Origin of the sequence: Herbidospora sp. NBRC 101105 (assembly GCF_030269205.1) — a bacterium.
In the GTDB taxonomy this organism is placed as follows: domain Bacteria; phylum Actinomycetota; class Actinomycetes; order Streptosporangiales; family Streptosporangiaceae; genus Herbidospora; species Herbidospora solisilvae.
In genome coordinates this window covers 32,374-45,742 of the sequence record NZ_BSSX01000011.1, presented here as the reverse complement: position 1 = coordinate 45,742, position 13,369 = coordinate 32,374, and the positions used below count along the sequence as shown (strand labels likewise).

The 13,369-nt window shown below is 70.2% G+C and carries 13 protein-coding genes; 9 read left to right on the top strand and 4 right to left on the bottom strand.

Going from position 1 to position 13,369, the window contains the following annotated elements:
* Positions 1 to 264 precede the first annotated feature (264 nt).
* A complete protein-coding gene (locus QSK34_RS36435) occupies positions 265 to 969 on the top strand; it encodes a DUF6348 family protein (RefSeq protein ID WP_285591219.1) in 705 nt (234 codons plus the stop codon).
* A gap of 265 nt (positions 970 to 1,234) precedes the next feature.
* Here QSK34_RS36435 and QSK34_RS36430 read toward each other — a convergent pair whose 3' ends face one another.
* Positions 1,235 to 1,582 (bottom strand): HIT domain-containing protein, encoded by a 348-nt coding sequence (locus QSK34_RS36430; protein WP_285591455.1) that lies wholly within the window; start codon positions 1,580 to 1,582, stop codon positions 1,235 to 1,237.
* A 96-nt stretch (positions 1,583 to 1,678) separates the two neighbouring features.
* On the opposite strand from QSK34_RS36430, the gene QSK34_RS36425 reads away from it, so the two are divergent.
* Positions 1,679 to 2,515: an alpha/beta fold hydrolase gene (locus QSK34_RS36425; protein ID WP_285591217.1), complete on the top strand. Its 837-nt coding sequence runs from the start codon at positions 1,679 to 1,681 to the stop codon at positions 2,513 to 2,515.
* A gap of 66 nt (positions 2,516 to 2,581) precedes the next feature.
* Here the strand turns inward: QSK34_RS36425 and QSK34_RS36420 are convergent, their stop codons facing one another.
* The 3 genes from QSK34_RS36420 to QSK34_RS36410 all read right to left on the bottom strand — a co-directional run bounded on the left by QSK34_RS36420 (position 2,582) and on the right by QSK34_RS36410 (position 4,758).
* Complete coding sequence (locus QSK34_RS36420) at positions 2,582 to 3,400, bottom strand: alpha/beta fold hydrolase (RefSeq protein WP_285591215.1); 819 nt, start codon at positions 3,398 to 3,400, stop codon at positions 2,582 to 2,584.
* Positions 3,397 to 3,960 carry a DJ-1/PfpI family protein gene (locus tag QSK34_RS36415; RefSeq protein WP_161482861.1) on the bottom strand — a complete coding sequence of 188 codons (564 nt, stop codon included), beginning with the start codon at positions 3,958 to 3,960 and terminating at the stop codon, positions 3,397 to 3,399. The genes QSK34_RS36420 and QSK34_RS36415 overlap by 4 nt, the downstream gene beginning before the upstream one ends.
* Positions 3,961 to 4,047: 87 nt before the next feature.
* Complete coding sequence (locus tag QSK34_RS36410) at positions 4,048 to 4,758, bottom strand: GntR family transcriptional regulator (protein WP_161482860.1); 711 nt, start codon at positions 4,756 to 4,758, stop codon at positions 4,048 to 4,050.
* Positions 4,759 to 5,150: 392 nt separating this feature from the next.
* On the opposite strand from QSK34_RS36410, the gene QSK34_RS36405 reads away from it, so the two are divergent.
* From QSK34_RS36405 to QSK34_RS36375, 7 genes are all read left to right on the top strand, one after another.
* Positions 5,151 to 6,548, top strand: a complete 1,398-nt coding sequence (locus QSK34_RS36405) for an extracellular solute-binding protein (RefSeq protein ID WP_161482859.1) — start codon at positions 5,151 to 5,153, stop codon at positions 6,546 to 6,548.
* A gap of 29 nt (positions 6,549 to 6,577) precedes the next feature.
* Positions 6,578 to 7,492 (top strand): carbohydrate ABC transporter permease, encoded by a 915-nt coding sequence (locus QSK34_RS36400; RefSeq protein WP_202610661.1) that lies wholly within the window; start codon positions 6,578 to 6,580, stop codon positions 7,490 to 7,492.
* Complete coding sequence (locus QSK34_RS36395) at positions 7,492 to 8,403, top strand: carbohydrate ABC transporter permease (protein WP_161482858.1); 912 nt, start codon at positions 7,492 to 7,494, stop codon at positions 8,401 to 8,403. The genes QSK34_RS36400 and QSK34_RS36395 overlap by 1 nt, the downstream gene beginning before the upstream one ends.
* Complete coding sequence (locus tag QSK34_RS36390; RefSeq protein ID WP_285591210.1) at positions 8,403 to 9,470, top strand: ABC transporter ATP-binding protein; 1,068 nt, start codon at positions 8,403 to 8,405, stop codon at positions 9,468 to 9,470. Before QSK34_RS36395 ends, QSK34_RS36390 begins: the two co-directional genes overlap by 1 nt.
* Positions 9,470 to 10,546, top strand: a complete 1,077-nt coding sequence (locus tag QSK34_RS36385; protein ID WP_285591208.1) for an ABC transporter ATP-binding protein — start codon at positions 9,470 to 9,472, stop codon at positions 10,544 to 10,546. Before QSK34_RS36390 ends, QSK34_RS36385 begins: the two co-directional genes overlap by 1 nt.
* Before the next feature lie 44 nt (positions 10,547 to 10,590).
* Entirely contained in the window at positions 10,591 to 12,051 is a 1,461-nt protein-coding gene (locus QSK34_RS36380) for an NAD-dependent succinate-semialdehyde dehydrogenase (protein ID WP_502875566.1), read from the top strand.
* Between the two features lie 63 nt (positions 12,052 to 12,114).
* Positions 12,115 to 13,353 carry an iron-containing alcohol dehydrogenase gene (locus tag QSK34_RS36375; RefSeq protein ID WP_285591206.1) on the top strand — a complete coding sequence of 413 codons (1,239 nt, stop codon included), beginning with the start codon at positions 12,115 to 12,117 and terminating at the stop codon, positions 13,351 to 13,353.
* Positions 13,354 to 13,369: the final 16 nt, after the last annotated feature.

Below are 13,369 nucleotides of genomic sequence, written 5' to 3'. Positions count from 1 at the left end.
ATCAGCCCCGGGCCAGGCCGAAGTCCTCGGTGTGGCCCGGGTCATCCACCATGTCGGAGTATGCGGACATCACCTCGGGGGCGAGATCGAGGTTCTGGGGCATCCCGTCTCCTTCGTGCGGCTCGGCCTCACGCTAACGGCACCCCACGGCCTTGGAACATCACCAGAGTTGTGACCGTTCGCGACATAGCCAACCGAATTCTGGGGTTCTGTTCCGCTACTGTCTGCTCGAATGATCATGGCGAGATGTGAACGGAGAGCCCGATGGACGGTGAGCGCCTGCCCGATGACGTCGTGCTGGACATGGTGGTCCGCCACCTGTCAGACGTCACGGGAGACCCCTGGCAGGTCCAGGGGAGGATGGCCAAGGGCCCTGGCACCATTGGCGTCGTGCTCCAGGTGGGGCACACGGATCATCCGGGGCACCTCGACCTCGACTTCGTGCTCAACGTCGACCGGCCTGAGAGCACCACGGTCGCCGACTGCGTCGCGGGGTACGGGGCCACCGCGGAGGAGGCCGTGAACCGCGCCATCCGAATGTGGCTCGACACCACTGGCAGCGCCGTGCTCGAACTGCTCAGGCAGAACGGCACCCTCGCCGCCCACTTTCCCCCCGACGATCCCGAGGGGTTTCCGGGATGGCACACCATCCACGGCGGCATCGTCGGCTGGGGCTCCGGGGCGGATCACATGGCCGGGCAGACCTGGGCCGCGGACAACGTGCTCCTGCCCAGACTGGCGCCCGTACTGAACGGCGGGTTCGAACGCGACCACCTGATCGGCATCAAGGCGATCTTCGGAGGCGGGCACGACGCCGACGGTCTTTTCGAGACCGCCGAGGTCCGCGTCGACGGCGTCCGCCACGAGGCGGCCTCGCGAGTGCTGGCCGGTCTCGGCTGGCCCCGGCCGGCCGACGGGATGTCCTTCGCCCGTACGTTCATGCTGCTCGTGCACCGCGCCGACGCGTGAATCGCGGGAGAGGCCGATGAACGACGTACAGGCCCTCTACCAGCGGCAACTGATCAGCCTCACCTGGTGCCGGGGTCAGACAGCCGACGGGCGTCGCCGCGATCATCGGCGCTGTGGACGACCGTGTGGTGGTGCTGGACGGGAATGCCGCTGCCGAGAGCGCATACTAAGCCGCGAGGACCAGGGCATCCCCTGCGGTGATCATTTTCTGTCCCCACAGGTGCCCGCAGGCATTCCGGTCGTTGCCTGAGGCGAATGCGGTGACTCAGCTGTCGTGGTGGCTGTAGGTCGCGAGGATCTGCGCCTCCGACTCACCGCGGTGGTACACGTGGAAATGCAGGTGCCGGGATTCCTGGTAGAGCCCGACGTTCGTGGTGACACATGCCGCGCCGTGCTCCTCCTCCATCTGCGCAGCGACCTGCTGGACCACCGCCATAACCTTGCCGAGCAGTTGCTCGCCCCCGTCTCCAAGGTCGACCAGCGACGAAACGTGCACCTTCGGGACCACCACGACGTGCACCGGATAGGCGGGTTGGTGTGCTCGAACGCGAGTACCTCCTCGGTTTCCGCCACCACCGTGACCGGCGTGGTGCCCGGAATGGCCTGGTGGCAGTAGAAGTCGGACTCGGCGCTCGAACCAGACGTCACAGCGTGTAGCATCTCACCCTCCATTCAGGGCCGCCACCGGCACGGTCGCTACCATCGCGGCATGGTCGAGCTGGACGTCGAGGTGGCCGAGGGCCGCACGCTGCACGTGTACGACACCGCCCCCGCGGCGAGCGAGCTGCTGCCGGTCCTGTGGCATCACGGCACCCCCAGCCTGGGGGCCCCGCCCGAGCCGCTCTTCGCCGCGGCCGACAGGCTGGGGTTGCGCTGGGTGTCCTTCGACCGGCCCGGCTACGGACGGTCCGACGTCGCGCCGGGGCGTACCGTCGCCTCGGTCGCCGCCGACGCGGCGGCCGTCGCGGACGCGCTCGGGATCGGGCGGTTCGCCGTCGTGGGGTACTCCGGCGGCGGGACGTACGCGCTGGGGTGCGCCGCCGTCCTGGGTGATCGCGTGCGGGCGGTGGTGAGCCTGGCCGGCATCGCCCCGTACGGCGCGGACGGGCTGGACTGGTTCGCCGGGATGGTGCCGTCCGGGGTGGCCGCGCTGGGAACGGCGGCGGCGGGCCGCGAGGTGCGGGCGGCGCTGGAGGAGTCGGGTTTCGCCTACGACTGCGAGTTCACCGCGGCCGACCTGGCCTTCTTCGAGGGGCCGTGGGGCTGGCTGGGGAAGGTGAGCGAGCCGGCTCTGGCCGCCGGCCCCTACGGTCAGGTCGACGACGACGTCTCCTACACCCAGGCCTGGGGCTGCGACCTGGGCACCGTCAGCGCCCCCGTCCTGCTCCTGCACGGCGCCGCGGACCGGATCATCCCCGCCTCTCACGGGAGGTGGCTGGCGGCCCACTGCCCCACCGCCGAGCTGCGGCTCCGCGCGGACGCCAGCCACTTCACCATCGCCGGCCACGCCGAAGAGGGCCTGGACTGGCTCTGCCGGCAGATCTGAACAGGGAAGATCAACACCAGGTCCGCCGCGCCGCGCTCGGGTCTCCGGGAGGGCCCTGGCTGCCGATCAGTGATCCGGTTTCCGGTCGAGGAAGCTCGACAGGAGTCGCTGGAAGTCGTGCGGGTGCTCCAGCGCCGGCACATGCCCGCACCGGCCGAGCACGTGCAGACGGACGTCCGCCAGGTGTTCGAGCAGGGGCAGGGCGGCCGTCCCGAGCGGGGTGACGCGGTCCTGGGCGCCGTGGACGAGCAGCACGGGCGCGCGGATCCCCGCCAGCGTCCGCACCGGCAGGGTGAGGTCGTCGGCCCAGCGTGCCCTGGGTGGAGGGAACAACGACGCGTAGGCGGCCTCCCCCTCTCGCATCGCGGCCGCGCGGGCGGCGACGGCGGGCTCGGTCACGAGCGCCTGGTCGAGGACGAGGCGGCTCAGCATGTCGCGTGCCCCGAGCGGGTCGGCGGGGGCGGCCCAGATCGCGTCGAGGTCGGGTGACAGTCCCGCCCCGGGGGTGCCCATCGTCGAGACCGCCACGACATGGGTGACCTGCCGGGGGCGCGCGGCCGCCAGCGCCAACGCGACGGCGCCGCCCATGGAGTGGCCGACCACGGCGTACTCCTCGACGCCGAGCGTGTCCATCAGGGCCGCGGCCTGCTCCGTCCACAACCGGAGCCCGCCCCTGGAGCCCGCCGGGATCGGGGTGCGGCCGAATCCGGCCTGGTCAGGGGCCACCACGTGCCAGGACGGCAGCGCCCGCGCGGTCGCCGCCCAGGCTCCGGATCCGGTCGTGCCGGGTCCGGAGCCGTGGAGCATCAGCACCGCGGGGCCGGTGCCGTGCTCCATGACGTGGACGGGGGAGCCGTCGACGGTGACGGTCCGGAGTTCGGTCACTGAGCGCTGACGGCCTTCGAGAAGAGGTCCATCATCGCCCGGCCGAACTGCGGCATGTCCGGCCAGCCGCGGCAGGAGACCAGGTTTCCGTCGATGACGTCGGGGGCGTCGATGACCGTCGCGCCCGCGTTCTCCATGTCGCCGGTGATGGGCGGGAAGCACGCCACCCGGCGGCCCTTCAGCAGCCCGTACACGGCGGGCACCTGCGCGCCGTGGCAGACGAGCGCGATGGGGAGGTCACGCGCGAAGAAGTGCTCGGTGATGCGCCGGACGTCGGGGTCGACCCGGATCCACTCGGGGGCACGGCCGCCGGGGATGATGAGGGCGTCGTAGCGCTCGACGTCGACCTCGGCCCAGGGCACGTCGACCGGCAGCTTGCGGCCGTTCTTCTCCACGTAGGCGTCGGAGTTGGGGTCGAACTCGTGGATGACGAGCTGAATGTCACGGAGCGTCCGCGACGACACGTCAACGTCCCATCCCCCCTCCTGCACGCGGTAGTAGGGATACATGGTGTCGAGCTCCTCGGCGGCGTCGCCGGCTAGAAGCAGCGCTCTGGGCACCTACTTCTCCTCGCATCTGGGACGGGTGAGCTGGATCAGATCCAATCCGATCCGGTTGGGTTAGCATTCCTCGGCTCGGCCCGCCCGTCAAGCCTTCACGGTCATTCCGTCGGCGTCCTTCGCCTCGTCGAACAGCCGCCGGAACCGGTCGCCCGACCGCAGGATGTGACGGCGCATGGCGTAGGCGGCCGCGTCGGGGTCACGGGCGGCGATCGCGGTCAGGACGTCCTCGTGCTCGGCCATGGCCAGGTGGGTGACCTGGGTGTCGTGGACGAGCCGGAACAGGTGCACGTGGGTGTGCAGGCGGGCGAGCGCCTCGCGGATGACCTCGTTCTCCGCGCTCTGGGCGACGAGATCGTGGAAGGCGGCGTCGCGGAGCCCGAAGGCGCCGTAGGCCACGGGCCCGTCGCCCCCCTCGAGCTCGGCCATCTCCTCCAGCATTCGCCGCAGGCCCGCCACCTGTGCGGAGGACGCGCGCTCGGCGGATCTGCGCGCCGCCGCCGGTTCGAGGAGCAACCGGAGTTCGAGCATGTCCTCGAACCGCTGACGGGTGATCTGGGGGGGTATGCGATAGCCGGCGTGGGGCACCCGCACGACCAGGCCCTCGGCCTCCATGCGGTTCAGGGCGTCGCGGATCGGCGTCTGCGAGACCCCCAGCTCACGTGCCAGGACGTCGATCGTGACGCGGGAGCCGGGCTCGATCCGCAGCGACATCAGCTGGCCGAGCAGCGTGTCGTAAACCTCGTCGGCGAGCCGGCCGCGCGATCGGCGCCGCGCGATCGTCGCTTCGTCGTCCATCGTGACCCGAGGTCCTTTCTTGGGTTTTCTTCATCCTGTTGATATCGGTCCAAACATGGCGGGATGTTGACGCCCCAACCCGGATCGTATAGGAAAGGTGGCGGATGTCACCCATCCTTAACCCAGGCGAAACCGCGCACCACCGCTCCGATTCGATCAGTCGGAGCACCCCTGAGCATGCTCGACGTCCTCCTCGGTCCGCCACCTGACCGAATGAGGACCGATGAACCTCTCGACTGATTGAAAGCCCCATTTCCGTCGCGGCGTACCCGTGACGCCGGTCTGCGGGTCAGCCCCTGCGGCAGCCGGCAACACGCCTGAACAACCCCCCGACTGCTCGGCGAAGTACGCAGCAAGGCTCCAGTGGTCTCCCCCCAGAAAGCAGGCAAGACATGCGGTATCCACGGCGAATAGGACAACTGGCGGCGGCGGCCCTGTTGGTGGCCACGTCCCTGACGGCCTGCGGCGGGGACGACGGCGGGACCGCGGGCGCCCCCAAGGCGCCGGCGGACATCCCGGAGCTCACCAAGGAGCCGTTGACCCTCAGCTTCATCTGGTTCGACTGGCCCCCCGCCAAGGCGCTGGAGGCCTTCGCGAACGCGGAGTACACCAAGGAGCGGTCGAACGTGACCGTCAAGGTCAACGTCGTGCCGAACGCGAACTGGCACGACGCCATGTTCACCCAGTTCGCGGCGCGCAAGACCGACTTCGACATCCCGATCCTGGACTCCCAGCACATCGGCGAGGCCGTGACGAACGGCAACATCCTCGACATCACCGACTTCGTCAAGAAGAACATCGACGTCAACGCCTACAACCCGTACCTGCTGGCAGCCTACGGCCAGTTCCCCCAGGCGGAGACCGGGCAGCGCGACGAGAACGCCAGCCTGTACGGACTTCCGCTGCTCGGCGACACCTGGACGATGATCTACCGCAAGGACCTGATCGGCGAGACGCCGCCGGCGACCTGGGACGAGATGATCGCGGCCGCCCAGAAGTGCCAGACCGAGAACCCCGGCGTCAGCGGGCTGGCCTTCCACCAGGCCAACGGCTCCGACGCCGCGGCCGTGACCTACAACACGGTCAACGGCGTCTACGGCGGCAACCTGTGGGACTCCAAGGCGCGCAAGATCGAGGGCGTCATCAACGACGCCGCGGGCCAGGAGGCGATGGACGTCCTGGTCAACAAGATGAAGCCGCTGACCGCCGCGGGCTCCGGCAACTGGTTCATCGACGAGGTGAACGCGGCCGTCGCCCAGGGCAAGGCCTGCATCGCCTTCAACTGGATCGCCGCGAGCGGCGGCCTGCTCGACCCGGAGCAGTCGACGCTCGGCAAGACGCGCGAGGAGATCCTCCAGAAGCTGGGCTTCGCCACCCTGCCGAAGCAGAAGACCGACCTCGTGCCGCTCGGCGGCATGGGCATGCACGTCTCGGCCTACTCCTCCCCGGAGAAGCAGGCGGAGGCGCTGAACTTCATGAAGTGGTTCGAGCAGGCCGACATCCAGAAGAAGTGGGCCGCGGCCGGTGGCGTGCCGGCGCGCACGGACGCCCTGTCGTCGCCCGAGTTCCTCAACGCCGGGCCGTTCAACAAGGTGTACGCCGACTCGGTCTCGCGGATGCGGGACATGTGGAACGTGCCTGAGTACGCGCGTCTCATCGACATCGAGAACACCAACGTGAACGCGGCTCTCAACGGCGCGAAGGACCCGAAGACCGCGCTGAACGACATCGCCAAGGAGCAGCAGGCCGTACTCGACTCCGCCGGCAAAAAGGGCGGCGGCGGACTGTGAGTGACCCCGTCTCTCTGACGGACCACCCGGTGCAGGAGGCGTCCTCGACGCCGCCTGCACCGGGGCGGTCCCGCCACCTGAGCGATCGCTGGCTCACGGTGGCCTTCATCTCGCCCGCGCTGCTGCTGTTGCTGGCGATGTCGGTCTTCCCGCTGCTGTGGGCGCTGTACCTGTCGTTCACCGACTACTCGGCCACCCGCGGCGGGCCCGCCACCTTCGTCTGGTTCGAGAACTTCACCGCGATCCTGACGTCGGCGCAGGTCCACCTGAGGGCCTTCACGACGTTGCTGTACGTGGTCGGCGCGGTCACCCTGCAGACCGTGCTGGGCTTCTCCATCGCCTATCTGATCTCCCGGCGCGTGCGCGGGCGGGGAGTGCTCACCACGCTGTTCCTGGTTCCGATGATGCTCTCGCCGGTCGTGGTCGGCCTGTTCTGGCGGTTCATGCTCGACGCGCAGTTCGGCGTGATCAACAGCATGCTCGGCTCGATCGGCCTGGGGCAGGTGGAGTGGCTCACCAAGCAGAACACGGCGCTGATCTCCCTGATCGTCGTCGACACCTGGCAGTGGACGCCGTTCATCATGCTCATCGCGCTCGCGGGCCTCACCGCGGTCCCCAAGTACCTGTACGAGGCCGCCTCGATCGACCGGGCGTCGGAGTGGTTCCGGTTCCGCACCATCACCCTTCCGCTGGTGTGGCCGCTGCTCCTCATCGCCGTGTTGTTCAGGGCCATCGAGGCCTTCCGGTTGTTCGACCTCGTCTACATCCTCACCAGCGGGGGTCCGGGGGTCTCCACCGAGACGTTGTCGTTCCACGTCTACAAGGTCGCGTTCCTGGGCTTCAACACCGGGACCGCCTCGGCGTACGGGATCCTCATGGTCCTCATCGTCATCGTCCTCGCGCAGCTCTACATGCGCTACCTGAACAAGCTCAAGGAGGACTGATGGCCGTCTCCGTCGACGAGGCCGTGTCGCCAGGTCCTGTCCGAGATCGCCGGCCCCCGCGTCGCCGCTCCGGCGGCCGGGGCCGCGTCGTGATCGAGGTCGCGGTGCTGGCCGTGCTGGCCGCCGTGATGCTCTTCCCGGTGTTGTGGATGATCGAGACGTCCATCAAGGAGAACCGGGACGTCTACGCCATTCCGGCCAAGTTCTTCGACTTCACGGTCACCTTGGACCACTTCAAGGACGTGTTCGTCGCCTCCGGCGGCGGTCCCACGACGTTGTCCGGCTCGTTCCTCAACTCGGTCATCGTCGCCGGGGTCTCCACGGTGCTGGCCACGGTGCTGGGCGTGCCGGCCGCCTGGGCCTACTCGCGCTTCTCCGTGAAGGCCAAGAAGGACCAGCTGTTCTTCATCCTGTCGACCCGGTTCATGCCGCCCGTGGTGGTGGTGATCCCGATCTTCCTCATGTACCGCCAGGTCGGACTCTTCGACACCAAGCTCGGCCTGATCCTCATCTACACCGCCTTCAACGTCCCGTTCACGATCTGGATGATGAAGGGGTTCGTCGACGAGGTGCCCGCGGAGTACGAGGACGCCGCCATGCTCGACGGCTACACCCGCCTGCAGGCGTTCTGGAAGTTCACCCTTCCCCTGCTCCTGCCCGGCATCGCCGCGACGGCGGTCTTCGCCCTCATCTTCTCGTGGAACGAGTTCGTGTTCGCCATCTTCCTCACCTCCAGCGACGCCGTGCGCACGGCTCCACCCGCCATCGCCGGCCTCATCGGCGGAACCACCGTGGACTGGGGTCTCGTGGCCGCCGCCTCCATCGTGTTCGCCCTGCCGGTGCTCATCTTCTCCTACCTGGTGCGCAAGCACCTCGTCGCCGGTGTGACGCTCGGGGCGGTGCGACGCTGATGGCGGGCATCGAGGTGAGCACCCTGCACAAGCGCTACCCCGACGGGACGGTCGCGGTCGAGCACGTGGACCTGTCCATCGGCGACGGCGAGCTCTTCGTGATGCTCGGCCCTTCGGGGTGCGGCAAGACGACCACGCTGCGGGCCATCGCCGGTCTGGAGCGGCAGACGTCGGGCGACATCCACATCGGCGACACGCTGGTCAACGACCTGCCGCCGGCCGAGCGCGACATCGCCATGGTGTTCCAGTTCTACGCGCTCTACCCGCACCTGAGGACCCGCGACAACCTGGCCTTCCCCCTGCGGGCCGAGGGCCTGCCCAAGGCGGAGGTGGAGGAGCGGGTCGCCGAGGCCGCCCGGCTGATGCGGCTCGACGCGCTCCTGGACCGGCGTCCGCACCGGCTGTCCGGCGGTGAGCAGCAGCGCGTCGCGCTCGCCCGCGCCCTGGTGCGGCGGCCGCGCGCCTTCCTCATGGACGAACCCCTCACCAACCTGGACGCGGAACTGCGGGCCGACATGCGCACGGAGATCAAGCACCTCCAGGGGGAACTGGGGACGACGATGGTCTACGTCACCCACGACCAGGTCGAGGCGATGTCGCTCGGGCACCGGATCGCCATCCTCAACAAGGGCCGCGTCGAGCAGATCGGCACGCCGCTGGAGGTCTACGACCGTCCGGCGAGTCTCTTCTGCGCCGCGTTCATCGGCTCCCCGCCGATGAACCTGATCGAGGTGGAGCTGGCCGACGGGAAGCTGCGGAGCAAGAGCGGACTGGCCCTCACGCCGCCGCCGAACCTGCCGCTCGACCGTTCGCTGATCGCGGGCGTCCGGCCCGAGGCGCTGGAGGTCACCGAACCGGGGGCCGAGGGCACGGTCCCGGGCCGCGTGGTCTCGGCGGAGTGGCTGGGCGACGAAATCATCTACGTGGTCGACCACGGCGGCCAGCGCGACGTACGGGTTCGGATGCCACCGACCGTGCGTTTCGCCGCCGACGCGCCGGTCGGGCTGCGGCACACCGGCGGGCCCCCGCCCGTCTACGACGCGAGCACGGAAGAACTGGTGGCCTGATGGGAACCGTGGCAGTGCACGGGCTGCGCAAGTCCTTCGGTAAGGTCCAGGCCCTGGACGGGGTGACGATGGACGTGCCGGACGGTTCGTTCTTCGTCGTGCTGGGGCCCTCCGGGGCGGGCAAGACGACGACCCTGCGGGCGATCGCCGGCCTGGAGAAGCTCGACGCCGGGTCGGTGCATCTGGACGGCAGGGACGCGACCGGGGACACCCCGGCCGCACGCGACCTCGCCATGGTCTTCCAGAGCTACGCCCTCTACCCGCGGCTCACGGCGTACGAGAACATCGCCTCCCCGCTGCGGGCCCGCCGCTCCTCCTCCAGCGAGATCGCCGCCGCCGTCGAGCGGATGTCGAGCCTGCTGCACATCGAACGTCTGCTGCAGCGCCGTCCCGCGCAGATGTCGGGCGGTGAGATGCAGCGGGTGGCCCTGGCCCGGGCGCTGGTCCGCCGGCCGCGCGCGTTCCTCATGGACGAACCGCTCACCAACCTCGACCTCAAGCTCCGCGTCGAGATGCGCACCGAGCTCACCCGCATCCACCGCAGCCTCGGCGGGACCTTCGTCTACGTGACCAACGACCAGGTCGAGGCGCTGTCCATGGCCGACTACGTCGCGGTCCTCAAGGAGGGGAAGGTCCAGCAGGTCGGCACGCCGGCCGAGGTGTACGAGCGGCCGGCCAACCAGTGGGTCGCGGGCTTCGTCGGCAGCCCGGCCATCAGCCTGCTCGCCTGCCACGCCGAGGGAGACCGCCTGATCGGGGCGGACGGCTGGACGCTGCCGCGGCCCCGCTGGACCACGGCCGAAGACGGCCGCCCGCTGCTGCTGGGCCTGCGCTCGGAGGACCTGTCCGTCGAGCGGCGCGGCGAAGCGGCGTTGCCCGGCGAGCTCTACGGCCTCGAACCGCTCGGCGACCGGACGCTGGTCGACGTCCGCGTGGGAACGGTGATCCTCAAGGTCAAGGCCCGGCCCACCGTCACCGGCACGCCGGGCGAGCGGCTGCAGGTCACGGTCGACCTCGACCGTGCGCACCTGTTCGACGCGGGCACCGGGCTGGCGTTGTCCCAGGCCGGTCGCTGAGCTCACGTTGAACATCACCGAGAACACCCCCAGGAGGGGACACAGTGAGTGACCCGATGAACGTCCTGGCCCCCGAGCACCGGCGGCTGCGGATCGGCGACGCCTGGCGCGAGGCCGCTGGCGGAGCCACCTTCGCCGTCGAGGACCCGGCCACCGGCAAGACCATCGCCGAGGTGGCCGACGCCGGCGTCGCCGACGGGCTCGCCGCTCTGGACGCGGCGAGCGAGGCGATGGCGCAGTGGGCGGCGACCCCGCCGCGGAAACGGTCGGAGTTGCTGACCGCGACGTACCGGGCGCTGACGGAGCGGGCCGAGGAGGTCGCCCGGCTGATCACGCTGGAGATGGGCAAGCCGCTGGCCGAGGCGCGGGCGGAGGTGGCCTACGGCGCCGAGTTCTTCCGCTGGTTCGCCGAGGAGGCGGTGCGCGTCGAGGGCCGCTACAACACCGCTCCCAACGGCGGCTACCGCATCCTCACCGTGCCCAAGCCGGTCGGGCCGTGCGTCTTCGTGACGCCCTGGAACTTCCCGCTGGCCATGGGCGCCCGCAAGATCGCCCCGGCGCTGGCGGCGGGCTGCACGACGATCACCAAGCCGGCCGCCCAGACGCCGCTCACCATGTTGTTCCTGGCCCGCATCATGGAGGAGGCCGGGGTGCCGCCGGGCGTCGTCAACGTCGTGACGACCAAACGCTCCGGCGAGGTGGTCTCGGCGCTGCTGGCCGACCGCCGCACCCGCAAGCTCTCCTTCACCGGGTCGACCGAGGTCGGGCGCGTGCTGCTCCGGCAGGCGGCCGACAACGTGCTGCGCACCTCCATGGAACTGGGCGGCAACGCGGCCCTGATCGTGTGCGCCGACGCCGACCTGGACGTCGCCGTCAACGGCGCCATGGTCGCCAAGATGCGCAACATCGGGGAGTCGTGCATCGCGGCCAACCGCATCTACGTCGAGGAGCCGGTGCGCGAGGAGTTCACCGCCCGCTTCGCCAAGCGCATGGCCGCGCTGTCGGTGGGCCACGGCCTGGACGACGGCGTGGAGGTCGGGGCGCTGATCGACGAGGCCTCGGTCGCCAAGATCGACGAACTCGTCGCCGACGCGGTCGATCGCGGCGCCCGCGTCGTGGTGGGCGGCGAGCGTCCCGACGGGCCGGGCCACTTCTACCCGCCCACGGTCCTCGTCGACGTGCCCGACGACGCGCGGATGCTGGAGGAGGAGATCTTCGGCCCGGTGGCGCCGATCATCTCCTTCACCTCCGACGAGGAGGTCCTGGCGAAGGCCAACGACACCGAGCACGGCCTGGTCGGCTACGTCTTCACCCGTGACCTGCAGCGGGCGCTGCGGTTCACCGAGGGGCTGGAGACGGGCATGGTCGGCGTCAACCGCGGCCTCATCTCCGACCCGTCGGCTCCGTTCGGAGGCGTGAAGCAGTCGGGCATCGGCAAGGAGGGGTCGCACGAGGGCATCCTCGAGTACCTCGACGTCACCTACGCGGCGATCGACCTGCCGTGACCGGCGTCCTCATCGCGACGGCCCCCCGGCCCACCACCGCCGACGTTCCAGAGAGGCACCGACATGCTTGAGACCGTCCGCGGACCACGCCAGCTGATGGTGGGCGAAGGGGTCGCGCAGAACATCCCACGCGTGGTGGCCGAGTGTGGCTCGCGCGTCCTCGTCGTGACCGACCGGGTCCTGCTGGGGCAGCCGGGCGTGGCCGAGATCGTGGCCGCCGTGCGGGAGAAGGTCCAGGCCGTCGGCGTGTTCGCCGACGCGACTCCGGACGTGCCGCTCGCCGACGTCGCCCTGGCCGTCTCGGCCGCCGCCGAGGTGGACGCGGACGTGATCCTCGCCATCGGCGGCGGCACGGTGATCGACCTCGCCAAGATCGTCGGCGTCATCCGGTGCCACGGCGGGACGCCGCGCGACTTCTACGGCGAGGCGAAGGTGCCGGGGCCGACGATCCCCCTCGTCGCGGTCCCGACCACGTCGGGCACCGGCTCGGAGCTCACGCCCGTCTCGGTGCTGACCGACCCGGACCGCGCGCTGAAGGTGGGCGTCTCCAGCGTCCACATCGTGCCCGACTTCGCCATCGTCGACCCCGAGCTCACCTACTCCTGCCCCGCGAGCGTCACCGCCCACTCCGGCATCGACGCGTTCTGCCACGCGGTGGAGAGCTACACCGCGCGACCCCGCCCCCACGGGCCGCGCGACGCGGTGGAGCAGGTCTTCCTCGGCCGCAACCCGATCACCGACCACTACGCGCTCCTGGCCGCCGAGCGCATCGCCCGCAGCCTGCCCCGCGCCGTCAGGAACGGAGGCGACAAGGAGGCGCGCGCGGACATGTCCTACGGGTCGATGCTGGCCGGCATCGCCTTCTCCCACGCCGGCAACGCCGCTCCGCACGCCCTGCAGTACCCCATCGGCGCCGCCACCCACACCCCCCACGGGCTGGGCGTCGGGCTGCTGCTGCCCTACGCCCTGGACGCGGCCAGGGACGCCATCGGCGACCGGCTGGCCGTCCTGGCCCGGGTGTGCGGGCTCGACGTGACCGACGCCTCGGACGACGAGGCCGCGGAGGTGTTCCTCACCTGGCTCGAAGGGCTCCTGGCCGACATCGGCATCCCCGCCACCCTGGCGGACATCGGCGTGGCACGCGCCGACCTCCCCCGCTTCGCGGAGATGGCCGGCGGCGTCACCCGCCTGATCCAGAACCATCCGGGCCCGACCGACACCGCGAGCCTGACGGCGATCCTGGAAGCGGCCTGGACCGGGGACCGGACCCGGCGCGTCCTGACTCCGGGGCAGAGCTGGTGACGGCCCCGCCACGGCC